Here is a 23956-nt window from a genome sequence, read left to right on the forward strand (position 1 = left end):
ACTCATAAGGATTCCTGTTACGATGATTCCCATATTCATCAGCGGCCCCGCCGTCGAGCCCATAACGCTTGAGGAGATGAAGGCCTATCTTCGGGTCGATGACGATGACGGTACGCAAGACGAGCTGATCACAGGGCTCGTCAAGGCGGCCCGCCTCATGGTCGAGGCGGCGTCACGGCGGATCCTGATCGAGCAGCACTGGCGCGTGGTGCTGGATCGCTTTCCCGCCGGCGGGACGATCCTGCTGCCCCTCTCGCCGCTGATCGCGGTCGACGGCATCAAGGTGACGGATGCATCGGGCACCGCGTCCGACGTTCCGGCGAGCGCCTTCGATACGGATACCTTGAGCGAGCCGCCGCGGATCGCCGTTGCCGATGCGCCTGAGCCAGGCAAGCCGAGGAACGGTATTTCCATCGAATTGCGGGCCGGCTATGGCGCCGCCCCGGAAGCGGTGCCGGCCACGTTGAAGCTCGCGATCCGCATTCTCGTCGCCCATTGGTTCGAGAACCGGGGCGACGTCGTGGGCGAGCAGATCCTGCCGCCCGAGGCGCTCGCCCTGGTGGCGCCGTTTCAAAGGGCGCGGATTTAGCGCCCCCTCATTGTCATTCCGGGAACAACATCCACCACGTCATGGCCGGGCTCGTCCCGGCCATCCCGGTCGGAAGAGCACTGTGTTTCGCCAAGTCGAGATTCCCGCCACGAGGCCCAACATGGCGTTGCGGTTCGTACGTTTTCCTATCTTCCCAAAGACCTTTCCATGAGAACCAAACCCATTCCCATCGGTGCGCGGGCGCGCCGGTTCGTGCTCGAAATGCCGCTCGAGCGGCCCGACGGTTTCGGCGGCGTCATTCGCACCTATACCTCCGGTCCCCAGCTCTGGGGCGCCATCGAAATGCTCTCGGGAGCCGAGCGCGTGCGCGGACCGCCCCGAGCAGAGCCTGACGCATCGCATCACCCTGCGCTATCGCGAAGGCGTGACCGGTGCCATGCGCCTGACCTCGGGCCTGCGCCGCTTCGCCATCCGCACGACTGCCGATCCGGACGGATCGAAGCGCGATCTCGTCTGCCTCGTCGAGGAGATGCGGGCATGACGAGCCCCGTTCTCGCCTTGCGCCGCGCGATCCTGGACGCGGCCGCGCTCGATGCGGACCTGTGTGCGCTCATGGGCGGCGCCTTGCGCCTCTACGACGAGCCGCCGCGGGGCTCCGAGCCGGTCTATGCGCTGTTCTCGGATGTCCGCGCGACGGATTGGTCCACCGATCACGACCGCGGCCACGAGCAGGATCTCGGGATCGTGGTGTGGTCCGAGCGCGGCGGCGCGCGAATGGCGCTTGCGGTCGCCGAGCGGTTCGACGCAATTCTCGACCAAGTGTCGCTGGCGCTCGATGGGCACCGCCTCATCAACCTGCGCGTCACGGAGCTCGTCTCCGAGCGCGACAAGGACACCCAACTCACCCGCGTCACCTTACGCCTGCGCGCGGTGACCGAGGTGGCAAGATGAACGGCGATTCTGCCCTTCCGTGTCATCCCCGCGAGCGAAGCGAGGGAAGGGGATCCATAGCATCGAGTGTGCAAGCGGATCCCCTTCCCGGCCTGCGGCCGCCGGGGATGACACAGGCCCGTCATTCACCTTCCGCCTCTAGCAATTCCCTCATTCGAACAAAGGACATCCCATGCCTGCTCAGAAGGGCAAGGACCTGCTCGTCAAGATCGGCGACGGCAGTAATGGCTTCGTCACCGTGGCGGGCTTGCGCACGCGCCAGATCGCCTTCAATGCAGAGACCGTGGACGTGACCCATGCGGAATCCGCCGGGCGCTGGCGCGAGCTCCTGGCGGGCGTCGGCGTGCGCCGCGCGTCGATCTCGGGTTCCGGCGTTTTCAAGGACGAAGCATCCGACGCGCGCATGCGCCAGGTCTTCTTCGACGGCGACATTCTCACCTACCAGATCGTCATTCCCGATTTCGGCCGCATCGAAGGTCCGTTTCAGATCACGAGCCTGGAATATCGCGGCGACCATGCAGGCGAAGTGACGTTCGAGATGGCGTTCGAATCGGCGGGTGCGCTGACGTTCGTGGCGTTGTGAGGACGCATCCGGCGGCTTGAAAGACACTGACTCTCCAGGTCATCACCGGGCTTGTCCCGGTGATCCCGATAAAGACGAGCGTCGCGTTTCACGACATCGGATGGCCGGCACAAGGCCGGCCATGACGTGGCGGATGTCATCCCCGGCGAGCGCAGCGAGGGAAGGGGATCCACGATCAAGCACTGCACTATGGATTCCCTTCCCCTTCGCCGCGCTTCTGCCGGGAATGACACAGAGCAAGGAAAGAAAAACGATGCCCAACAGAATACGGGGCGAGGTGGCGCTGCAGCTCGGCGACACGCGCTATACCCTCTGCCTCACTCTCGGTGCGCTCGCGGAGCTCGAGGACGCGTTCGGTGTCCAGGATCTCATGGCGCTTGGCCAACGCTTCGGCACGGGCCGCCTGTCGAGCCGCGACCTGCTCACGTTGCTCGCCATTGCACTGCGCGGCGGCGGTCATGCCATGAGCGACCGGGAGGTCGCCGGCCTGCCGCTCCATGACGGCCTCGCGCCCGTGGCCGCGGCCCTCGCCGATCTTCTCGTGACGACCTTCGGGGGAGGCGAGGCATCGCCAAACCCTCCGGATCCGCAGGATGCGAGCCTCACGCCTTCCCCTGGGACGATGCGCTGACGCTGGCCTTGAGCATCCTGCGGTGGAGCCCGGAGACCTTCTGGCGCGCGACGCCGCGCGAATTGGTGGCGGCGTGGGAGGGATTGTGTGGCGGACGAAGGTCAGAGCCGGCGCTGAACGGCGATCTCAGGCGTTTGATGGAGGCGTTTCCAGATCAGTAAGAGAGCTTTTATTCGACTGCCACCTGGATCTTACCTTTGTATTTCGCCCCTTTTAGATCCAGGCACTGAATGTAGAGCTCTTCTTGTATATAGCCGGCGATGTTGACATGCGCGGATGCTGACGCTTTGGCGGCTTCATAGCGGCATTCCTTTTGGACACGTTCCCAGCGATCTGGAGGCATATCGCCCGTGTCGAACTGCAGCCGAGTTTCAGACCTCGGAAAGCAGCCGCCAAGCATCAGTGACAGGATGCTGCACGTCAAACAGCGCCAGGAATAAGAGTTCATTGCATCGGTTCTCAAGAACAGGAAAACGTCAAGGAGACAGGCTTGAGCGATAAACCCACTCCAAGCTCCATTTCACCTGCCGATCCGATCCCTGCCGATCGGACGTGCCAGCTCAATACCCTCATCGGCCTCTCCGAAAAGTTCGGTGACTCACTGTCCAATGCTTTCGCCAAGAATATCGCGGAGGGCAAGAAATTTGATAACGTTATAAAGTCTGTCCGCCAATCCCTTGTGGAAACAGGATGACGGGAGCGCTCGGGGGCGCGCTGCCGCTCGACGGCGGCGGCCTGCTCGGCGGCCTCGTCAAGGGGCTGGGCTCGCTCTTCGGTGCCGGAGGCTCCGCCTTCGCGCAAGGCGGCGTGGTCTCGCGCGGCATGGTGATGCCGTTCGCGCAAGGAGGGGTGGTCGGCGCGCCGACTTATTTTCCGCTCGGGCGCGGGCTCGGCCTGATGGGCGAGCAGGGTTCCGAGGCGGTGATGCCGCTGGCGCGCGGGCCGGACGGGCGGCTCGGCGTGCGCTCAGGCGGAGGAGGGCGGCCGCTCTCCGTGACCGTGAAGGTCTCGACGCCCGATGCCGAAAGCTTCCGCCGTTCCGAGGCGCAGGTCTCCGCCGCGCTCGCCCGCGCCGTCTCGCGCGGTCAGCGCGGGATGTAGTCCGTCGATCAGCCGCCCGCGCCGTCGAGCATCGCCATGATCTCGTCCTTGATCTTCAGGCGGCGGCGTTTGAGCTCCTCCTCGACCTCCTCGGGCTTGGGTTCCACCCGCGTCTCGACCCGGTGGATGGTGCGGTTCAGCTCATCGTACTCGTCATAGAGCCGCGAGAAATGATTGTTGCTCGTCTTGAGCTGGTGAATCCGGTCGCGCTTGTCGGGGAAGTCGTCTGCGAGGTCGTTGGGAGCATTGCTCATCGCCTGCTGGCTCCTTGTTGAATGGCGTTTCCCGACGTCAACGCCACCCCGGCTTTTTTCGTTTCATCTTTCCAAAGGACCGACCATGGCGTCCGATTTCCACGAGGTCCGCTTTCCGCTCGATGTCGGCCTCGGCAGCCGGGGCGGGCCGGTGCGGCGGACCGATATCGTCACGCTCGCCTCCGGCCGCGAGCACCGCAACAGCCGCTGGGCCGGGTCCCGGCGCCGCTACGACGCGGGCTTGGGCGTCAGGACCGTCGATGCGTTGCAGATGGTGATCGCCTTCTTCGAGGAGCGGCGCGGCCGGCTCTACGGCTTCCGTTTCCGCGACCGGACCGACTGGCGCTCCGGCCCGCCCTCCAAGGAGCCGACGCCGCTGGACCAGCGCATCGGCACCGGCGACGGGCAAAGCTCGCGCTTCCCGCTGGTGAAGACCTACGGCTCATCCTTCGCGCCCTACAGCCGCCCCATCGCCAAGCCGGTGGGCGGAACGGTTCGGGTGGCGGTCGACGGGATCGAGCGGAGCGTCGGCTCCGGCTTCAATTGCGATCCCGCGACGGGCCTTGTGACCTTCACGGCCGCTCCGCCGGCCGGCGCCGTCATCACGGCGGGCTTCGCCTTCGACGTGCCGGTGCGCTTCGACACGGACGAACTCGACATCGACCTCTCCACCTTCGACGCCGGCGGCATCCCGCAGATTCCGCTGATCGAGATCGTTCCTTAGACATCCTGTCATCCTCAGGCCAAGCGCAGCGAGGGAAGGGGATCCACTCACACGCACTGGATTAGCGGATCCCCTTCCCCTCCGATGGCTTCGCCATCTCCGGCCGGGGATGACACCGTCGTGACACCCCGCCGTCACCGGCCTCGTGCCGGCCATGACGGGAGTGGAGTGAGATCTCGCCATTCATCGCAAGGACCATCATGCGCACCATTCCCCCAAACCTCGCCGCCCATCTGGCGGACGGGGCGACGAATCTTTGTCATTGCTGGAAGCTCGTCCGGCGCGACGGCACCGCCTTCGGCTTCACCGATCATGATCGCGATCTCTCCTTCGCCGGTATTCTCTACGCGGCCCGGACCGGGCTCGAGGCCGCGGAGGCGACGGCCGAACTCGGCTTCGCCATCGGCGGCGGCGAGGTATCCGGCGCGCTCATCTCCGCGGGTCCCACTGAGGACGATATCGCCTCGGGCCTCTATGACGATGCGAGCGTGGAAACCTGGCTCGTCAACTGGAGCGACGTGGAGGAGCGCCTGCTCCTCGATGTCGGCTCGATCGGCGAGATCCGTCGCGCGGATGGCGGCTTCGTCGCCGAGGTGCGGGGGCTCATGCATCGCTTCGACGAGGAGCGCGGACGCCTGTTTCGCGCCACCTGTTCGGCGGATCTCGGCGACGAGCGATGCGGCATCAATCTCGCTTCATCCACCTATGCCGATACCGGCACCGTCACGCGCACGGACGGTGCGTTGTCCATCGCGGCTTCCGGCATCGGCTTCTCGGACGGATGGTGCACGGCTGGCAACCTCACCTGGACGAGCGGCGACAACGCCGGCCTCTCGGTCGAGATCAAGGTGCATCGCGCGGTTCAAGGCACGGACGAGTTCGACCTGTGGCAGCGCGCGCCTCGGGTCATCAAGGCAGGCGACACGTTCCGCGTGACAGCCGGCTGCGACAGGACTCATGCGACCTGCCGGGCGAAGTTCAGGAACGCCGTGAACTTCCGCGGCTTCCCGCACATGCCCGGCAACGACTTCATCATCCGCATGCCCCAGCAGGGCGAGCCAGGACTCGATGGCGGGAGTTTTTTTCGGTGATGCGCCCCTTTTCCCTCGCCCTCGCGGAGAGGGGCAGGGGTGAGAGTGATGTGACTTGGTGAAGTCTTCCCGTCACGGCCGGGCCTGACCCGGCCATCCCGATCCGAAGAACGCTGAGTTTTCGTAACCGGATCACCGGCACGAGGCCGGTGATGACGTGAGGAAGGCTGGAGGACTTTTCGGTTGGAAGCGATTTTCGAACATGCCTGCATCTCATCTCATCCTTGCCGAGTCCCGTTCCTGGATCGGCACGCCCTACCGCCATCAGGCGTCGCTCAAGGGAATCGGCTGCGACTGCCTCGGGCTGCTGCGCGGCGTGTGGCGCGGCGTCATGGGCCGTGAGCCCGAATTGCCGCCGCCTTACTCGCCCGACTGGGCGGAGGCCGGAGCCGATACGCTGGTCGCCGCCGCGCGAAAGTATCTCGTCGAGATTGCATGCGATGAGTTCACGGCCGGCGACGTGCTGCTGTTCCGCTGGCGCGACGCCATGCCGGCGAAGCACTGCGCGGTTGCAACCTCGCCCGACACCATGATCCACGCCCATGACGGCGCATCGGTGGCCGAGGTCGCGTTCCATCCCTGGTGGCGTCGCCATCTCGCCTATGCGTTTCGCTTTCCGGACAAAAACTGATGGCCACAATCGTTCTTCAAACCGTCGGCGCTGCAGTCGGCGGCATGATCGGCGGACCTATCGGCGCCATGGCCGGGCGGGCGCTGGGAGGGCTCGCGGGGGCCGCCATCGACAACGCGCTTTTCGGCGGCGACACCACCAAACATGTCGAGGGTCCCCGTCTCAAGGATATCGACGGGCTCACCTCCACGGAAGGTGCGCCGATTCCGCGAGTTTACAGCCGCGCACGCATCGGCGGCCAGCTCATCTGGGCGACGCGGTTCGAGGAGGTGGCGAACACGAAGACCGACCGCGGAGCCCAAGGCGGCAAAGGCATGGGCGGGCCGAAGACCGTGACGACCACCTATTCCTATTTCGCCAATCTCGCGGTGGGGCTGTGCGAGGGACGCATCGCCTTCATCCGCCGCGTCTGGGCCGATGGGCGCGAGCTCGATCTCAGCACCATCACCATGCGCCTGCACCCGGGCAGCGAGACGCAAAGCGCCGATCCGCTGATCGTCGCGAAGGAGGGTGCCCAGAACGCGCCGGCCTATCGCGGGTTGGCCTATGTGGTGTTCGAGCGCCTGCCGCTGGCGGATTTCGGCAACCGCGTGCCGCAATTCTCCTTCGAGGTCATCCGCCCCGTCGACGGCCTCAACCGCATGGTCCGGGCGGTCTGCCTCATCCCTGGGGCGAGCGAGTTTGGCTACGACACGTTGCCCGTGATGCAGGTGCTCGATCTCGGCAAGACGCGGCCGGAGAACCGACATCAGTTGCATAGCGACACCGACGTGGCGGCGTCCCTCGATGCCATGCAGGCTCTTTGTCCGAACCTCAAGCGCGTGTCGCTGGTGGTGAGCTGGTTCGGCGACGATCTGCGCGCCGGATCCTGCCTCATCGAGCCGCGCGTGGACGTGAAGACCAAGACCACCGACGGGGACACCTGGTCCGTCGCGGGCCTGACGCGCGACGACGCGAAGGCGGTATCCCTCGTCGACGGATCTCCCGCCTATGGCGGAACGCCGTCCGACGAATCCGTGAAACGCCTGATCCGGAGCCTGAAGGCGCGCGGCCTGGAGGTGGTGCTCTATCCCTTCGTGATGATGGACGTGGCCTCAGGCAACACTCTGCAGGACCCTTATGGGGGCACGGGCCAGCCGCCCTATCCCTGGCGCGGGCGCATCACGTGCCATCCCGCGCCGGGGAGGAGCGGCTCGCCCGACGGAACGGGTGCGGCCGCCGCGCAGATCGAGCAATGGTTCACGCGCTCCGCGGGGTTCAACCGCATGGTCGTCCACTACGCCAATCTTGCGGAGCAGGCCGGCGGCGTTCACGGATTCATCCTGGGCAGCGAGCTCGTCGGCCTGACTCGCGTGCGCTCCGCATCGGGCGTGTATCCCGCGGTCGGCAAGCTGAAGGCGCTCGCCGGGCAGGTGAACGCCATCCTTCGCGCGTCCACGAAGATCGTCTATGCGGCGGACTGGACGGAATACGGCGCCCATGTTCTGGATGGCGGTGACGAGGTGCGCTTTCCCCTCGATCAGCTCTTCGCCAGCGATGACATCGATGCGGTCGGGATCGACTACTACCCGCCGATTTCGGATTGGCGCGATGGTCCCGATCATGCGGACCTGCCTGCGGCACGCAGCATCTACGACGTGGATTATCTGCGCACGCGGCTGGGGAGCGGCGAGGCGTTCGACTGGTACTACGCCAACGCATCCGAGCGCGCGGCGCAGACACGCCGGCCGATTACCGACGGCACCTACAACAAGCCGTGGATCTTCCGCGCGAAGGATCTCGTCTCCTGGTGGTCGAACCGGCATGTGGAGCGCGTGAATGGCGTCGAGATCGGATCGACGTCCTGGCAGGCGAAATCGAAGCCGATCTGGCTCACCGAAATCGGCGTGCCGGCCGTCGACAAGGGCCCGAACGGCCCGAACGTGTTTCCCGATCCCAAGTCGTCGGAATCCGCCTATCCGCCGTTCTCCCGCGGCGTGCGCGACGATCTCGCCCAGGCGCGGACGCTGGAGGCCATCCTCTCGCGCTTCGACCCGGCCCAGAGAGGCTTTTCATCGGAGTACAATCCTTCGTCACCGTCCTACGGCGGGCGCATGGTCGACCCGGACAACGTCTTCGTCTGGGCCTGGGATGCAAGGCCGTATCCCGCCTTTCCCGATTTCGACACCGTGTGGTCGGACGGTCCCAACTGGGAAACCGGCCATTGGATCACAGGCCGGATCGAGGGCGTGACGCTCGATCGCCTGCTGGCCCGCATCCTGCGCGATTTCGGCTTTGCCGATCCCGGTGCCATCCCGGTCGACGGTTTCATGGACGGCTACGTGATCGACCGGCCCATGTCGGCTCGAGGGGCGCTCGAGCCTCTGCTGCGTCTCTTCGGGATCGATGCCGTCGCGCGCGGCGGCGGCCTCGCATGGCAGGGGCGCGGCGGACGGGCCATCGTGCATCTGACAGCGGACGATCTCGTGCTCGGCGACAAGGAGCCCTCGCTCAAGCTCACCCGTGCGCAGGAAACCGAACTGCCGCAGCAGGTGGAGATCGGTTTCGTGGAAGGCGATACGGATTACCGCCGGGCCACGGTGGCATCGCGGCGACTGTCCGGCTCGAGCCGCCGGGAGGCGAGGGCGGACAGCGCCGTCGTCACTCGCCGCGCGGAGGCACAGCGTCTCGCCGATACCTGGCTGCAGGATTTGTGGGCGGGACGCGAAAGCGCCGAGTTCGAACTCTCGCCCCGGCGGATCGAGCTGGAGCCGGGCGACGTGATTGCGGTTCCCACCGATGCTGGCCCAAAGCTGCATCGCATCACGCGCATCGCCGATGGGCTGACGCGGAAGATCGGCACGCGGGCCGTGGAGCCGGCCGTCTTCGAGCGGCCGGGCTCGTCCGTGGCGAGACCGGTCAAACGTCCGCCGCCGGTGCCCGGCAAGCCGGTTGCGATCGTGCTCGACTTAGCCGTCGTTCTCGGCGATCCCGCGCCTCTGCAATACATTGCGGTCGCGGCGGATCCCTGGCCAGGCGCCATGACGATCTGGCGCTCGGGCAACGGCGCGAGCTTCACACCCACCCGCATTCTCGATCTGCCGGCCGTGATCGGACGAACGAAGACGGCGCTCTTGCCGGGTCCGCTCTGGCGCTGGGACCGGCGCGCCGTGCTCGATGTGGAGATTTCCTCGGGCGCATTGAGCGCCATCGGCGACGAGGCCTCTCTCGGCGGCCGGAACCTGTTCGCCCTGCAGGGCACGAACGGCCGATGGGAGATCTTCTCCGCCGCGCGAGCCGAGATGATCGGAGAGCGCACTTATCGTCTCTCGCGCTTCCTGCGCGGCCTTGCCGGGTCAGAGGACGAGGCCGGGCGCACGGTGCCGGCGGGATCTCTGCTCGTCAAACTCGACGAGGCCGTCGTGCCTCTCACGACGAGCCTGCAGGATCTTGGCCAGACGTGGCGCTACAGGATCGGCCCCACGGGCCGGGACCATGCGGATCCCGCGGTCGCGGAGATCGTCGCCACGGTCGGGCGGGACGCGCTCAGACCGCTCAGCCCGGTGCATCCTTTAGCCCGTCGCGAAGCGAGCGGCATTCGCCTCGACTGGCTGCGCCGCACGCGCCGCGACGGCGATGGCTGGGAGGCGATCGACGTGCCGCTGGCCGAGGATGCGGAACGCTACGAGGTCGACATCCTCAGGAACGGGGTGGTCGTGAGGACGCTCGCGAGCACGCAGCCTTCGGTTCTCTATGGCAACGCCGAGGAACTCGCCGATTTCGGCGGGCCTCAATCGGCGCTCGATCTTCGCATCGTGCAGATGAGCGCCGTGGCCGGGCGCGGTTTCGAGCGGCCCGCGACGGTCGCCGTACGTTGATCGCGTGTCTGGCTTTTGTGGTGACCCAGACGTGACCTGACGGTTGTCATTCCCGGCCGGAGCGCAGCGGAGGGGAAGGGAATCCATAAGGCCGCTGAGTCCCTGAGTGGATCCCCTTCCCTCGCTGCGCTCGCCGGGGATGACACCCACGCCGTCATAGCCGGCCTCGTGCCGATCATCGCGATGCGGAAAAGCGCGGCGCCTCTCTGTTCGGGATTACCGGCACGAGGCCGGTGATGACGTGAGGTGGATGACATTGGAATCCAATCCGAGTCTCCACCGTATTTTCGTTTTCTTGTCAAAGCAGATCACTCGATGACATCAACACCCCACCTTTCCCTGCCGCTCCTCGCCGCAGCGCAGGCGCAAAAGCACGTCACCCACAACGAGGCTCTCGCATCGCTCGATGCCCTCGTGCAGCTTGCCGTCAAGGAGCGCAACCGCACCGAGCCGCCCGCCTCGCCTGCGGAAGGCGACCGCTTCCTCGTCGGCGCCGGTGCGACGGGCGCTTTCGCCAACCAGGAGGGCAACATTGCGTTGTTCGATCTCGGCGCATGGCGTTTCTTCACGCCGCGTCCCGGATGGCTTGCCTATGTGGAGGCCGAGGACCTGCTCGTCCTCTTCGACGGCAGCGAATGGAAGACGACCGGCTCGGTTCCGGAAGAACTCAACAATCTGGATCGGCTCGGGCTCGGCACCACGGCCGACGATCTGAACCGCTTGTCGGCGAAGCTCAATGCGGCTTTGTTTGCGGCACTGGGAGCCGAAGAGGGCGGAACGGGCGATCTGCGCTTCGTGCTCAACAAGAGCACGGAATCCGGCGTTCTGTCTCAACTCTACCAGCGTGGTTTCAGCGGGCGCGCGGAAACGGGCCTGATCGGCAGCGACGATTTCGGCATCCGGGTCTCGTGCGACGGGAGCCAGTGGCGCGATGCGCTGCTGGTGGATCGCCGGACTGGCGTTGCATCCTTCCCCTGTGGTCTCGGCAATGTGCCAGGGCCGAACCTTCTGATCAATTCGGCATTTCTCGTGAACCAGCGCAAGTTCGCCGGGGGTGCGCTGGGAGCGGGCATCTACGGGTTCGATCACTGGAAAGGCGGGTCGGGCGGTTGCACGCTCGGCCTTGCAGCGGACGGCAGGATCACGGTGTCCGGAGCTCTCGAACAGGTGGTCGACGTGGCCCAGGCCGCCGCCGAGATCGGCGCAGCCAGTTTCGCAGGCGCGACCTTGACCCTCTCGGTCGAAGATCCTTCAGAGCCCCTGCCTGTCATCATCGGTTCGAAAGCCGCCACGATCCCGGCCGGTTCCGGTCGCCGCTCGGCCAGCGTGACGCTCGATGGATCCGAAACGGGCAACATCGCGGTGCGGCTCCAGCCGTCCGGCACGTGCTCCTTCAAGCGCGTGAAATTGGAAGTCGGAGCGCATGCAACCCCCTGGACGGGCGTACCGCTCGACATCGAAGAGCTCCGCTGCCGGCGCTATTACCAGCGCCTTGCCGTCAGCGGCGGATCCCCTGCGATCGCGGGGGCGCTCGGGCAGCGCTTTGCCAGCAACAACATCGATTTCCCGTTGACCCTGCCGGTGCCGATGAGAGCCGATCCGACGTTGTCGACCAGCGGGTTTTCGTGGTGGAACGGAGCTCCAAACGGCAATCAGATCGGCTTCTATAACAACAGCGGAGCGTCCTGGGTGTCGCTTGCAGGAGCCCTGACGGTGACAACGTCGACGGCGGCCGGCTCATCCGGCATCGTTCTCCGGCTTCAGGCCGGCGCCACCTTCAGCGGCGCGTCCGGAGCCGTCGCCATGCTCTATCTGGGCAACCTGGCCTTCATCGCCCTGCAGGCGGAACTGTGAGGAAACGCGCATGACTGCTTCTCCATCGCGCTTCGAAGAAGACGTCCAACATGTGCTGAGGCATGAGGGCGGCTTCGTTCAGCACCCCCGCGATCCGGGTGGGGCGACCAAGTTCGGCATCACCCGCGAGACGCTCGCCCGGGCGAAAAAGCGCCCGGCCTCCATCAACGACGTCCGCCGCCTGAGCCGGAAGGAAGCGATCGCCATCTATCGGCAGCTCTATTGGGATGCGGTGCGCGCCGATGAGCTTCCGCCGGGGCTCGATCTCGCCACGTTCGACCTCGCGGTCAATTCGGGGCCCACGCGGGCCGGGAAGATGCTGCAGGCCGCTCTCGGGGTCGAGGCGGACGGGGTCGTCGGACCCGTCACCCTCGGCGCGGCCCGCAGGGCCGACGTCCCGGAAACCATCCGCCGCCTCACGAAAGCGCGCCTCGGTTTTCTCGGCCGCCTCGCCACCTGGCCGGTCTTCGGCCTCGGCTGGCGCAGGCGCGTCCTTGCCGTCGAGCAGGAGGCTCTCCGGCTCGCATTACCTCCATCCTCATCCTCAAGGACCGTTTGACATGTTCGATACCAAGACCATTCTCGCCAGCCGCACCGTCTGGGCCAACCTGATCGGGCTGGTGGCCCTCGTTCTCGGCCTGTTCGGCTTCGACGGCTCGGCCCTCGCCACGGGGGCTTTCGAAGAGGCGCTCGTTCAGCTCGTTGCCGCGGCAAGCTTCATCGCCTCGACGATCTTCCGGATCGCGGCCACGAAACAGATTCTGAATTAGAAGCATTCCCAGAGGGATGGGGCCGGTCTCGCCGCATGGGACCGGCCTCGAGAGCATTCAGAATTTGTTCACTGCGGCAAAGGCATGGTCCTTTCATGCGTCTGGTTTGGCTGGTCATAGCGGTGTGGGGCATGATGGGGGCGGCGTTCGCGCAAAGCGCGGCGGCCGCCCTGAAGAATTGCCTGCCGCCGCGCGAGATGCAGGAGGCCGTGGCCGCAAAAGGCGTTGTCGCGCCGGCGTCTGCCGTGATGACGGCGCGACGCCAGGTACCGGGGGCGGACGTGGTCCGGGCCAGCCTCTGCCGCAACAGCGATGATCTTGTCTATGTGATCATGGTCTTGCAAAAGGATGGTCGCATCGTGCAGGTGATGATCGACGGCTCCTCCGGGCGTGTGAAATCGGTCCATTAGAGAAAGCTCGAACTGTGCGCCTACTCGTTGTCGAGGACGACAGAACCCTCAATAAGCAGATCGTGACTGCCCTTGAACAGGCAGGCTACGCGGTGGATACCGCCATGGATGGCGAGGAAGGGCAGTTCCTCGGAGAGACCGAGCCCTACGACGCCATCATCCTCGACCTCGGCCTGCCGAAGGTGGACGGCGTTTCCGTCCTGACCGCGTGGCGCCGCGACGGACGCAAGACGCCCGTGATCATCCTCACCGCCCGCGACCGCTGGAGCGACAAGGTCCAGGGGTTCGACGCGGGCGCCGACGATTACGTTACGAAGCCCTTCCACATGGAAGAACTTCTCGCCCGCGTCCGCGCGCTGCTGCGCCGCTCGGCCGGTCATGCCACGAGCGAGATCGCCTGCGGCCCCGTGAAGCTCGACACCCGCTCCGGCCGCGTGGCCGTGGACGGAAACCCGGTGAAGCTCACCTCCCATGAGTACCGGCTCCTGTCCTATCTCATGCATCATACCGGCCGCATCGTCTCGCGGGGCGAGCTGACCGAGCATCTCTACGATCAGGATTTCGACCGGGATTCGAACACCATCGAGGTCTTCATCGGCAGGCTCCGCAAGAAGCTCGGCGTCGATATCATCCAGACGGTTCGAGGCCTGGGCTACCTCCTCGACGCGAGCCAGACCAAGACGTGACCGGCCTGTCACCGCTCGTGCGCCGCTTTGCCAGCCGGCCCATCGCGGTCCGTCTCGCGGTCTCTTCGGTCTTCTGGAGCTTCGTGATCCTGCTCATCGCAGGGCTCATCCTCTCGACGCTCTACCGCGACAACACGGAGCGCGCTTTCGACCAGCGCCTCCTCGTCTACGCCAACACGCTCGCGTCCAACCTCGTTGGGCCGGGCGATCCGGACCGGGATCTCGGCCCCATCGGCGATCCGCGCTTCGAGCTGCCTCTGTCCGGCTGGTACTGGCAGGTGGCGCGGCCCAATGCGGTGCTCGGCGAGATCCGCTCCTCGAAAGCGCTGTTCGGAGGCCAACTGCCGAACCTCGCCTCCGGGGACAACCGCTTCGGGCAGATCCGCCGCGGCTACGGCCGAGCACCTGACGAGCGCTCCTTGCGCCTCATCGAGCGCGACATCGATCTCGGCGAGGACGGACGTTACATCATCCGCGTCGCGGGTCCTGCCGATGAGATCGATGCGGCCGTGCGGGATTTCATCTTCGCGCTCACCGTCACCTTCGCGCTTCTCGGTATCGGCTTGGGCTTCACCACGCTCCTGCAGATCCGCTTCGGCCTGCGGCCGCTCGCCAATCTCCGCAGTGCACTCGGGGCGATCCGGCGGGGCGAGGCGGAGCGGATCGTAGGCGAATATCCCCGGGACATCTCCCCGCTTGCCGGCGAACTGAACCTCCTCCTCGACACCAACCGCGAGATCCTGGAGCGCGCCCGTACGCAGGTCGGCAATCTCGCCCATGCGCTCAAGACGCCGCTCAGCATCATCATGAACGAGGCCGAGAACGCGCCTGAGGATGTCGCCGCCAGGGTCCGCGAGCAGGCGACGACCATGCGCGATCAGGTCAATTACTATCTCGACCGGGCCCGCGCGGCCGCGCTTGCGGGGACGCTTGGGACGCTGACGGAAGCCGAGCCCGTCATCGCGGGCCTCGCCCGCACCTTCGCCAAGATCTATCGCGACAAGGATCTGGAGGTGGCATTGGCCATCCCGCCGGATCTGCGCTTCCGCGGCGAGAAGCAGGACCTGGAAGAGATGGCCGGCAATCTCATCGACAACGCGTCCAAATGGGCCGCGAATAAGGTGGAGGTGTCGGTCGAGATCGTGCGCGAGGACAACCGGCCCCGTTTCCGCCTGCTCATCGACGACGATGGGCCGGGCCTGCCGGAGACGGCGCGAGAGGAGGTGCTCAAGCGCGGCCGCCGCCTCGATGAAACCAAGCCCGGCTCGGGCCTGGGGCTTTCCATCGTCAGCGATCTGGCAGCCCTTTATCGCGGCTCCCTAAGGCTCGACGCTTCTCCCAAGGGCGGCCTCAGAGCCATCCTGGAACTCCCCGGGGATAGGAGTTCGACCTAGGGAGATTTACGCGTGACACCGTGCCACCGTCGTGCTTGAGGGTGAGACGCGATATTTAGGATTTTATGGTGATCTGGATAATCCTCCTGGCAATGACGGCGGCAGCCGTGATGGCGGTGCTTTGGCCGTTGTCGCGTCATTATGCCGTGACACGGCAGGCGGATCCGGACACGCAGTTCTATCGTGAGCAGATTGCCGAGATCGAGCGCGACTTGGCGCGCGGCGCGCTTCTGCCCAGCGAGGCCGAGGCCGCCAAGGCCGAGGCCGGGCGACGCCTCCTGCGGGCGACGGGCCTGCGCGGCGAGACCTTCGCGGCCGTGGGAGAGCCGGCTCTGCGCCGCCGCCGCGCCGCCTCGACCCTGGCCCTGTCGGTCATCCCGATCCTGGCGCTTGCGACCTATGAGATCTACGGCTCGCCGCAGGTGCTGACTCAGCCGCCCGCAGCGCAGCTGCCGCAGCAGGCCGGCAATATCGACCTCATGACGGCGGTGGCCGAGATCGAGAGCCACCTGGCGAAGAACCCGCAGGACGGCCGCGGCTGGGACGTGATCGCTCCGGTCTATATGCGCATGGGACGGATCGACGATGCCGTGAAAGCGTATGAGGCGGCAGTCCGTTATCTGGCTCCGGATGCCGACCGGTTCGCCAATTACGGCGAAGCCCTGGTGATGGCCAAGGATGGGCTCGTCTCGGGCGAAGCGCAGGGTGCCTTCGAGCAGGCGGTCAAGCTCGATGCGGCATCGCCGAAAGCCCGCTTCTATCTCGCCCGCGCGGCTGTCCAGGATGGGCAGGTCGAGAAGGCGAAGGCCGCTTATGCGGAGCTGCTCTCCACATCGCCTGCGGACGCTCCCTGGATCGGGGCGGTGAAGCAGGAACTCGCCTCCCTCGGCGCCCCTCAGGCGACGACAGGCTCGGCGGGCGAACCCCAGATCGGACCTGAGGCGATTGCCGGCATGGTGGCGGGCCTCGCCAGCCGCCTGGAGGCTGAAGGAGGCACGGCGGATGAATGGGCGCGACTGATGCGCTCCTATGCGGTTTTGGGCCAGCGTGATAAAGCGATAGTCGCAGCCCAGCGCGCCCGGGAGGCGCTGGCGCAGAACGACGCCGCCTTGAGGACCATCGACACGATGGCGCAGGAACTGAAACTGACCGACGCCCAGCCATGACGAGAAAACAACGCCGCTTGACCCTGATCGGTGTCGCAGGATGCGTCCTCGCGATTGCGCTCGGTCTCGTGCTCTACGCCATGAACGACACGATCGTGTTCTTCAATTCGCCGGCCGACATTCAGGCGAAGAACGTGCAGCCCGGCACGCGCATCCGCCTCGGCGGTCTCGTCAAGGAAGGATCGGTTCAGCGGGGCTCCGATCAGCAGATCACCTTCGAGGTTATGGACGCGCAGGCCGCGATTCAGGTGAGCTACAAGGGCCTGCTGCCCGACCTGTTCCGCGAAGGGCAGGGGGTCGTGACCGAAGGCGTGCTCGTCAGTCCGAGCGTGTTCCGGGCCGATTCCGTTCTGGCGAAGCATGACGAGAACTACATGCCCCGCGAGGTGGCGGATACCTTGAAGAAGCAGGGGCACTGGATGGGCGAGGCCAACGCTTCGCCCAAGACGCAGTAGCAAGGGAGATCCCTCGTGTTGGTCGAGGCTGGACATTTCGCACTCGCGCTGGCGCTTGGGTTGTCCCTGATCCAGTTCGTCGTGCCGCTCTGGGGCGCGCGCGCCAATGATCCCGTGCTGATGGCCGTTGCGCCGGCGAGCGCGCTTGCCGTGCTCGCCTGCATCGCGTTCTCGTTCATCGCGCTGACCTTCGCTTACCTGAATTCCGATTTCTCGGTGCTCAACGTCGTCCAGAACTCCCATTCGGCGAAGCCGCTGATCTACAAGATCTCCGGCGTGTGGGGAAACCACGAAGGCTCCATGCTGCTCTGGGTGCTGATCCTCGCCCTCTTCGGGGGCGTGGTGGCGCTTGCGAGAAACAGCATCCCGATGCGGCTGCAGGCGAACACGCTCGCGGTTCAGGCCTCGATCACCATTGCCTTCCTGCTCTTCATCCTGACGACATCGAACCCTTTCACGCGCGTCATCCCGGCGCCGCTCGAGGGACAGGATCTCAACCCCTTGCTGCAGGATCCCGGCCTCGCGATCCATCCGCCGCTGCTCTACATCGGCTATGTGGGCTTCTCGATCTCCTTCGCTTTCGCCTGCGCGGCCCTGCTCGATGGGCGCATCGATGCGGTCTGGGCCCGGATCGTGCGTCCCTGGACCCTCGGCGCCTGGGCTTTCCTGACCCTTGGGATCGCCATGGGCTCCTACTGGGCCTATTACGAGCTCGGCTGGGGCGGCTGGTGGTTCTGGGATCCGGTGGAAAACGCCTCGCTCATGCCGTGGCTCGCGGGCACCGCGCTCGTGCATTCCACCGTGGTGATGGAAAAGCGCGATGCGCTGAAGGTCTGGACGATCCTTCTCGCCATCCTGACCTTCTCCCTGTCGCTGCTGGGCACCTTCCTCGTCCGCTCCGGCGTGCTGACCTCGGTCCATTCCTTTGCGGTCGATCCTGAGCGCGGCACCTTCATTCTCGGCATCCTGATCCTGTTCATCGGCGGATCGCTGGCGCTTTTTGCCTGGCGCGCGCCCATGCTCAAGCAGGGTGGCCTGTTCGCGCCCATTTCCCGCGAGGGAGCGCTCGTTCTCAACAATCTCTTTCTCGCCACCGCGTGTGCCACCGTGTTCATCGGGACGCTCTATCCGCTGGCGCTCGAGGTGCTGACCGGCGAAAAGATCTCCGTCGGCGCGCCGTTCTTCAACTTCACATTCCTGCCGCTGATCGTTCCGCTGCTGCTGCTTCTGCCGCTCGGTCAGACGCTCGCCTGGAAGCGCGGCAACTTCCTCGGCACGGCCCAGCGCCTTTATGCCGTGTTCGGCATTTCGCTACTGGCGACCATCGCCATGTTCGCCCTCCAGCACGGCGGGCCGGCGGCTGCGCCGCTCGGCGTCGGCCTCGGCGTCTATCTGGTTCTCGGCTCGACCAACGAGATCGTCAGCCGTTCCTGGTCCAGGGGCGCTCCACTCTCCGTTGCCTGGCGCAAGGCGAGGGGCCTGCCGCGCTCGGCCTGGGGCACGTCCATCGCCCATGCGGGCGTAGGCCTCACGGTCATCGGCATTGCGGCCACCGCCTGGGGCGTCGAGTCCATCGGCAGCCTGAAGCTGGGCGAGCGTCTCAAGGCGGGCGACTACGAAGTGCGGCTCGAACAGGTCACCCCGCGCGTCGAGGCCAATTACCGGGAGGATGTCGCCGTCCTGACGGTCATCAGCGCCGGCCGCGAGCTCGGTACCATCGAGACCATGAAGCGGCTCTACGTGGCGCGTGGCATGCCGACGACGGAAGCGGGAATCCTGACCACGGGCCTCGGCCAGATCTACGCCAGCATCGGCGAGGTGCAGGCGGACGGATCCATCGGCATGAGACTCTATCACAAGCCGCTGGTTCTGCTGATCTGGATCGGCTCCCTCGTGATGGCGGCAGGCGGTGCCCTGTCCCTGACGGATCGGCGCCTGCGCATCGGCGCTCCGGCACGCGCGAGAGTCGCGCCACCGGCTGCCGTTCCGGCGGAGTAGACCATGCGCTTCGTCCTGGCCCTCACGGCGGCGCTTCTGTTCGGCGGCCCGGTCTTTGCCGTGCAGCCGGACGAGGTGCTCAAGGATCCGACTTTGGAGAAGCGCGCCCGCGAGATTTCGGCGGGGTTGCGCTGCCTCGTCTGCCAGAACCAGTCCATCGACGATTCCGATGCGCAGCTTGCCAAGGATCTGCGTCTCCTGGTGCGCGAGCGCCTAGTAGTGGGCGACACGGACACGCAGGTGCGCGACTTCCTCGTGCAGCGCTACGGCGAATTCGTCCTGCTCAAGCCCACCTTCGGAAGGCATACGCTGCTGCTCTGGCTGACGCCCGCTCTCGTTCTTGCCCTCGGCGGCATCGGCGCCTACGCAGCCATGCGACGCCGCCCGCGTCCCGCTTCTGCACTCGATGCCGAGGAGCAGAGGGCGCTCGAGGATCTGCTCAAGCGCGATCAGGGCGCTTGAACTCCAAGAACCGTTCCGGCCTGTCGACGATCGTGCGACAGAGGAATAAACAGCATTTCGTAGGCTGCAATTCCTTAACCTGAGCAGGCGCCAATTCTTTCTGGGGATCATGCCATTTTGTCGCGGTGCCAAGGAGAAATCCGGCTGATATCGGGCTCTCACGTCTCCCGATATCCCCCGCGAAAGGTACGGTCGTGAAGCTTGCGGCCCCTGGATTGTGTCTGATCCTTCTTGCACTCCCTTCTGCGGTTCGATCGAGTGAAGATCTCGTTGCCAAACGCGAGGCCTGCCGTGTGGAGGCGAGGAGCCGCATCGCACCCAGGAAAAAGATCGAGGTCGACGATTATCGGCGCATTGTGGAGCGTCGCGCGGCCCACATAGCTCAGTGCATCAATCGAACCGTCGTCGCCCGCAGCAACGCTCCGCTCCCGCCGCAAAGAGTGCTCGACGATGCGGTGGACAACGACACGCAGCGTGTCGTCACATCGAGCCGAAACGAGCCCCGTCGCATGGCAGGGCGTGCGGACCGTCGTAAGGAGAAGATGGCTTCGATCAGGACGACCAAGACGACGAAGCTCAGGGGCAAGAAGGTCAGACTTTCGTCCCGCCGGGGCAAGTGAAGGCCTCCCGGCCGGGCCCTTTTGAAACCTTACCAACAATTCATCTCGGGGTGAGGGTACCGTAAGGCTTGAACCCTCATCTTGCTCTCATGACGAACCCAAGAGGGTTCATCCAGGAGAGACAAGACATGTTGGACAAGGTTTCCACTCCCGCCCGCAAGCGCACCGCAAAGTGGCTCGGCGCAGCGGCCGTGGCCGCGATCATCGCGGGCGGCGCCGTCGAGAGCGGTCTGGTTGCTCCCAGCCCCGCCCATGCCGAACTGCGCTCCATGGCGCAGCCGGTGCAGGGCGTGCCGTCCTTCGCCGACGTGATCGACCAGGTGAAGCCCGCCGTCGTGGCCGTGAAGGTCAAGGTGCAGAACGTCGCCGATCGGAACGACGATGACGAGGACGGTCAGCAGTTCTCGATGCCGGACCTGCCCCCCGGCCACCCGATGGAGCGCTTCTTCCGCCAGTTCCGCGACCAGATGCCCGGCCGTGGCGACCGCAATCCGCGCCAGGAGCGCCCCCGCCAGTTCGGCCAGGCTCTCGGCTCCGGCTTCTTCATCTCGGCTGACGGCATTGTCGTGACCAACAACCACGTGGTCGAGAACGGCTCCGAGGTGCAGGTCACCATGGACGACGGCAAGACCCTCGACGCCAAGGTCATCGGCACCGACCCGAAGACGGACCTTGCCCTGCTGAAGGTCGAAGGCAACGACTTCCCCTATGTTCGCCTCGCCAGCCAGAAGGCCCGGATCGGCGACTGGGTGATGGCGATCGGCAACCCGTTCGGCCTCGGCGGCACGGTGACGGCTGGCATCGTGTCGGCCCAGCACCGGGATATCGGCAGCGGTCCGTACGACGACTTCATCCAGATCGACGCCTCGGTGAACAAGGGCAACTCGGGTGGTCCGACCTTCAACCTGTCGGGCGAGGTCGTGGGCGTGAACACGGCGATCTTCTCGCCGTCGGGCGGCAATGTGGGTATTGCGTTTGCCATCCCGGCGAGCACCGTCGAGAACGTGGTGGCCTCTCTGAAGGACAAAGGCTCCGTGACCCGCGGCTTCATCGGCGTGCAGATGCAGCCGGTGACCAAGGAGATCGCCGAGGCCATCGGCCTCAAGGAGCCCAAGGGCGCCCTCGTGGCCGAAGCCATGAAGGACGGTCCTGCCGCCAAGGCCGGCGTCCGGACCGGCGATACGATCATCGCCGTCGACGGGCAGACGATCAACGAGGCCAAGGATCTGTCCCGCAAGGTGGCCAATGTCGCCCCGGGCAAGTCCCTGTCTCTCACCCTCTGGCGTGAGGGCAAGGAGCGGACCGTGACCCTCGAGGTCGCGAGCCAGCCGAAGGGCGTCTGATCCACACAAGGTAGTAGGGCACCAGGGTTTTGAGTTGATTGCCCCTGACACCTGGTGTCTTCTGCCCACGGCAGGCCGGCCTCTCCCCCTCCAAGGCCGGCCTGCCGTCGGGCATTTCATCGCGTCACAAGTGGGCTCATGCGGATTCTCATCATCGAGGACGACAAAGAGGCGGCCTCCTACCTCGTCAAGGCGTTTCGCGAAGCGGGCCATGTGGCGGACCACGCCGCCGACGGCCTCGACGGCTATGCCATGGCGGAGGAGGGGGATTACGACGTGCTCGTGGTCGACCGCATGCTGCCCAAGCTCGACGGCCTTTCCCTGATCCGCTCCTTACGCGAGCAGCGGGTCGAGACGCCGGTCCTCATTCTCTCCGCCCTCGGACAGGTCGATGATCGCGTGAAGGGCCTGCGCGCGGGCGGCGACGATTACCTTCCCAAGCCTTATGCCTTCTCCGAGCTACTGGCCCGCGTCGAGGTTCTTTCGCGCCGCCGGGCATCGGCTCCCAATTCGGAGCCGACGCTCTATCGCATCGCCGATCTCGAGCTCGACCGCCTGTCGCATCGCGTGACGCGCTCCGGTCAGGAGATCGTGCTGCAGCCACGCGAGTTCCGGCTGCTCGAATACCTGATGAAGAACGCCAATCAGGTGGTCACCCGCACCATGCTGCTGGAGCATGTGTGGGATTACCACTTCGACCCTCAGACCAACGTGATCGACGTTCACGTCTCGCGGCTGCGCGCCAAGATCGACAAGGGCTTCGACAAGCCGCTGATCCACACCATCCGCGGTGCGGGCTACATGGTGCGCGTCGGCGCTGCGGACGACGAGGAATGAGCGCGAAGCGATGAACGCATTCATGAGCGCCCTCGGCAAGCTCGTCCGGACGACCGCCTTCAAGCTGTCCTTCGCCTACCTGCTCATCTTCACGATCTTCGCCTTCGTAGGCCTGGGCTATGTCGCCTGGAACGCCCAGCGGCTTCTCACCGATCAGTTCGTGTCCACCATCGAGAGCGAGATCAACAACCTGTCGGAGCAGTACAGGTTCGGCGGATTGCGCCGTCTGGTGAACATCGTCGAGCGGCGCTCGCGGGCGCCGGGCGCCATGCTCTACCTCGTCACGACCGAGGCAGGAGAGCGCGTCGCCGGCAATGTGGGTGCCCTGCCGCCCGGCGTGATCGGCCGCACGGGACAGTTCGAGACGCTTTACAACCGCACCGATGAAACGGAGGCGCGGCCCGACATGGCCATCGTGCGCGTCTATCTTCTGCCGGGCGGGTTCAGGCTTCTCGTCGGCCGTGACATCGAGGAGCGCCGGCGCCTTCAGGAGGTCATCTATCGCGCCTTCGGCTATTCGCTGCTCTTCATCGTCGTGCTCGGCTGCGTCGGCGGCTGGTTCATCACCAGACGCGTCCTGAAGCGCGTCGACGACATGACCGAGATCACGCGCCATATCATGACGGGCGATCTGGGAGGACGGCTGAAGATCGCCGGAACCGGCGACGAGCTCGACCGGCTCGCCCAGAACCTCAACGACATGCTCGACCGCATCGGTGAACTGATGCGCGGCATGCAGGAGGTCTCGGACAACATCGCCCACGATCTGAAGACGCCGCTGACGCGCCTGCGCAACAAGGCCGACGAAGCCCTGCGCACCGCGAGCACGCCCGATGAGCTGAAATCGGCTCTCGAAGCCACCATCGAGGAAAGCGACAACCTCATTCGCATCTTCAACGCGCTGCTCATGATCGCGCGCTTGGAGGCCGGCAATGCGCGCGAGGGGCTGGCGGATTTCGATGCCGCCGAGGCGGTGCGGGACGTGGCGGAACTCTACGAGGCGCTTGCCGAAGAGGCGGGCGTGTCGCTGGAGGTTTCCGTGGAGGACGACCTGCCGATCCATGGCAGCCGCGAGCTGTTGGGGCAGGCCATGGCGAACCTCCTCGACAACGCCTTGAAGTACGGATCTGCAACCGGACGAACGCCGCAGACGATCGGCGTGTCTGCCCATCGGAGCGACGGCGAGGTGCGGATTGTGGTGGCCGATCGCGGCCCTGGCATTCCGGAAGCCGAGCGCGGACGCGTGCTGGAGCGTTTCGTTCGCCTCGAGACGGCCCGTTCGCGACCCGGATTCGGCCTCGGTCTCAGCCTGGCCGTCGCCGTTGCCCGGCTCCATGGCGGAACCCTGCTGCTGGAGGACAACGGGCCCGGGCTGCGGGTGGTCCTGGCATTGCCCCTGAAGGCCGTCGAACTGCCGCAGCCTCCCCTGCAATCTGCGGCCTGAATCCGAAATACGATGATGTAATACCAAGTCTTGGTGATCAGAACCCGTGTGCCCAGTCGCGCAGGCCGATCGACATGATGGTCCACGGCTGCTCGGTGAGCTTGTTCCACGCCGCGCAGCAGTGATCGAGAATGTCCGTGTAGG

General features: G+C 65.6%; 27 protein-coding genes and 1 pseudogene. 26 read left to right on the forward strand and 2 right to left on the reverse strand.

Translation table 11 applies throughout. The features are described 5' to 3' along the window. Positions 1–22 precede the first annotated feature (22 nt). The 6 genes and pseudogenes from FS320_RS13750 (at position 23) to FS320_RS13775 (ending at position 2876) form a co-directional block, all read left to right on the forward strand. Positions 23–589: a head-tail connector protein gene (locus FS320_RS13750; RefSeq protein ID WP_152712427.1), complete on the forward strand. Its 567-nt coding sequence runs from the start codon at positions 23–25 to the stop codon at positions 587–589. A gap of 168 nt (positions 590–757) precedes the next feature. Beyond that, positions 758–1091 (forward strand): annotated as a pseudogene (locus tag FS320_RS50725) (phage head closure protein). Beyond that, positions 1088–1501, forward strand: coding sequence for a DUF3168 domain-containing protein (locus FS320_RS13760; RefSeq protein WP_152712429.1), 414 nt, complete (start codon positions 1088–1090; stop codon positions 1499–1501). The pseudogene FS320_RS50725 and the gene FS320_RS13760 overlap by 4 nt, the downstream one beginning before the upstream one ends. A 172-nt stretch (positions 1502–1673) precedes the next feature. Continuing rightward, positions 1674–2084 carry a phage major tail protein, TP901-1 family gene (locus FS320_RS13765; protein WP_152712431.1) on the forward strand — a complete coding sequence of 137 codons (411 nt, stop codon included), beginning with the start codon at positions 1674–1676 and terminating at the stop codon, positions 2082–2084. A gap of 253 nt (positions 2085–2337) precedes the next feature. Beyond that, complete coding sequence (locus FS320_RS13770; RefSeq protein ID WP_152712433.1) at positions 2338–2715, forward strand: gene transfer agent family protein; 378 nt, start codon at positions 2338–2340, stop codon at positions 2713–2715. Between the two features lie 8 nt (positions 2716–2723). After that, on the forward strand, positions 2724–2876 hold the full coding sequence (locus tag FS320_RS13775; RefSeq protein WP_244627130.1) for a phage tail assembly chaperone: 153 nt from the start codon (positions 2724–2726) through the stop codon (positions 2874–2876). 8 nt (positions 2877–2884) lie between these two features. On the opposite strand, the gene FS320_RS13780 is transcribed toward FS320_RS13775, so the two are convergent. Next, positions 2885–3163 (reverse strand): hypothetical protein, encoded by a 279-nt coding sequence (locus tag FS320_RS13780; RefSeq protein ID WP_152712435.1) that lies wholly within the window; start codon positions 3161–3163, stop codon positions 2885–2887. Positions 3164–3205: 42 nt separating this feature from the next. On the opposite strand from FS320_RS13780, the gene FS320_RS50730 reads away from it, so the two are divergent. Together FS320_RS50730 and FS320_RS13785 are read left to right on the forward strand one after the other, a co-directional pair. Further along, positions 3206–3409, forward strand: coding sequence for a hypothetical protein (locus FS320_RS50730; protein WP_420846732.1), 204 nt, complete (start codon positions 3206–3208; stop codon positions 3407–3409). Further along, positions 3406–3816, forward strand: coding sequence for a phage tail tape measure protein (locus FS320_RS13785; protein ID WP_420846733.1), 411 nt, complete (start codon positions 3406–3408; stop codon positions 3814–3816). The genes FS320_RS50730 and FS320_RS13785 overlap by 4 nt, the downstream gene beginning before the upstream one ends. An 8-nt stretch (positions 3817–3824) precedes the next feature. On the opposite strand, the gene FS320_RS13790 is transcribed toward FS320_RS13785, so the two are convergent. Next, positions 3825–4070 (reverse strand): HP1242/YdcH family protein, encoded by a 246-nt coding sequence (locus FS320_RS13790; RefSeq protein ID WP_152712437.1) that lies wholly within the window; start codon positions 4068–4070, stop codon positions 3825–3827. Between the two features lie 85 nt (positions 4071–4155). Here FS320_RS13790 and FS320_RS13795 point away from each other — a divergent pair, with 85 nt between their 5' ends. The 18 genes from FS320_RS13795 to FS320_RS13880 all read left to right on the forward strand — a co-directional run bounded on the left by FS320_RS13795 (position 4156) and on the right by FS320_RS13880 (position 23812). Then, the gene (locus FS320_RS13795) at positions 4156–4794 is read left to right on the forward strand and encodes a DUF2460 domain-containing protein (RefSeq protein WP_152712439.1); all 639 of its coding nucleotides are present in this window, start codon (positions 4156–4158) and stop codon (positions 4792–4794) included. Positions 4795–4994: 200 nt separating this feature from the next. After that, positions 4995–5885, forward strand: a complete 891-nt coding sequence (locus tag FS320_RS13800; protein ID WP_152712441.1) for a DUF2163 domain-containing protein — start codon at positions 4995–4997, stop codon at positions 5883–5885. 202 nt (positions 5886–6087) lie between these two features. Beyond that, positions 6088–6516 carry an NlpC/P60 family protein gene (locus FS320_RS13805; RefSeq protein ID WP_152712443.1) on the forward strand — a complete coding sequence of 143 codons (429 nt, stop codon included), beginning with the start codon at positions 6088–6090 and terminating at the stop codon, positions 6514–6516. Then, entirely contained in the window at positions 6516–10373 is a 3858-nt protein-coding gene (locus FS320_RS13810) for a baseplate multidomain protein megatron (RefSeq protein WP_152712445.1), read from the forward strand. The genes FS320_RS13805 and FS320_RS13810 overlap by 1 nt, the downstream gene beginning before the upstream one ends. Positions 10374–10688: 315 nt before the next feature. After that, entirely contained in the window at positions 10689–12227 is a 1539-nt protein-coding gene (locus FS320_RS13815; RefSeq protein WP_152712447.1) for a DUF2793 domain-containing protein, read from the forward strand. 10 nt (positions 12228–12237) lie between these two features. Next, positions 12238–12786: a glycoside hydrolase family 108 protein gene (locus FS320_RS13820; protein ID WP_152712449.1), complete on the forward strand. Its 549-nt coding sequence runs from the start codon at positions 12238–12240 to the stop codon at positions 12784–12786. 1 nt (position 12787) lies between these two features. Next, complete coding sequence (locus tag FS320_RS13825; protein ID WP_152712451.1) at positions 12788–12997, forward strand: hypothetical protein; 210 nt, start codon at positions 12788–12790, stop codon at positions 12995–12997. A gap of 95 nt (positions 12998–13092) precedes the next feature. Then, positions 13093–13407, forward strand: a complete 315-nt coding sequence (locus FS320_RS13830) for a PepSY domain-containing protein (RefSeq protein ID WP_152712453.1) — start codon at positions 13093–13095, stop codon at positions 13405–13407. Positions 13408–13421: 14 nt separating this feature from the next. Next, complete coding sequence (locus tag FS320_RS13835; RefSeq protein WP_162002980.1) at positions 13422–14093, forward strand: response regulator; 672 nt, start codon at positions 13422–13424, stop codon at positions 14091–14093. After that, positions 14090–15487, forward strand: a complete 1398-nt coding sequence (locus FS320_RS13840) for a sensor histidine kinase (RefSeq protein WP_338105339.1) — start codon at positions 14090–14092, stop codon at positions 15485–15487. The genes FS320_RS13835 and FS320_RS13840 overlap by 4 nt, the downstream gene beginning before the upstream one ends. 65 nt (positions 15488–15552) lie before the next feature. Beyond that, positions 15553–16653, forward strand: coding sequence for a c-type cytochrome biogenesis protein CcmI (gene ccmI, locus FS320_RS13845; protein WP_152712455.1), 1101 nt, complete (start codon positions 15553–15555; stop codon positions 16651–16653). After that, positions 16650–17108, forward strand: coding sequence for a cytochrome c maturation protein CcmE (ccmE, locus tag FS320_RS13850; protein WP_152712457.1), 459 nt, complete (start codon positions 16650–16652; stop codon positions 17106–17108). Before ccmI ends, ccmE begins: the two co-directional genes overlap by 4 nt. Before the next feature lie 15 nt (positions 17109–17123). Beyond that, positions 17124–19106 (forward strand): heme lyase CcmF/NrfE family subunit, encoded by a 1983-nt coding sequence (locus FS320_RS13855; protein ID WP_162002981.1) that lies wholly within the window; start codon positions 17124–17126, stop codon positions 19104–19106. Positions 19107–19109: 3 nt separating this feature from the next. After that, positions 19110–19568, forward strand: coding sequence for a cytochrome c-type biogenesis protein (locus FS320_RS13860; RefSeq protein ID WP_152712458.1), 459 nt, complete (start codon positions 19110–19112; stop codon positions 19566–19568). A gap of 293 nt (positions 19569–19861) precedes the next feature. Continuing rightward, entirely contained in the window at positions 19862–20188 is a 327-nt protein-coding gene (locus FS320_RS13865; protein ID WP_152712459.1) for a hypothetical protein, read from the forward strand. 128 nt (positions 20189–20316) lie between these two features. Continuing rightward, complete coding sequence (locus FS320_RS13870) at positions 20317–21531, forward strand: S1C family serine protease (protein ID WP_152712460.1); 1215 nt, start codon at positions 20317–20319, stop codon at positions 21529–21531. Between the two features lie 138 nt (positions 21532–21669). Next, positions 21670–22368: a winged helix-turn-helix domain-containing protein gene (locus tag FS320_RS13875; RefSeq protein ID WP_152712461.1), complete on the forward strand. Its 699-nt coding sequence runs from the start codon at positions 21670–21672 to the stop codon at positions 22366–22368. A 10-nt stretch (positions 22369–22378) separates the two neighbouring features. Beyond that, a complete protein-coding gene (locus FS320_RS13880; RefSeq protein ID WP_152712462.1) occupies positions 22379–23812 on the forward strand; it encodes a HAMP domain-containing sensor histidine kinase in 1434 nt (477 codons plus the stop codon). Positions 23813–23956 lie beyond the last annotated feature (144 nt).

Origin of the sequence: Microvirga tunisiensis (genome assembly GCF_009296175.1) — a bacterium.
Taxonomy (GTDB): Bacteria; Pseudomonadota; Alphaproteobacteria; order Rhizobiales; family Beijerinckiaceae; genus Microvirga; species Microvirga tunisiensis.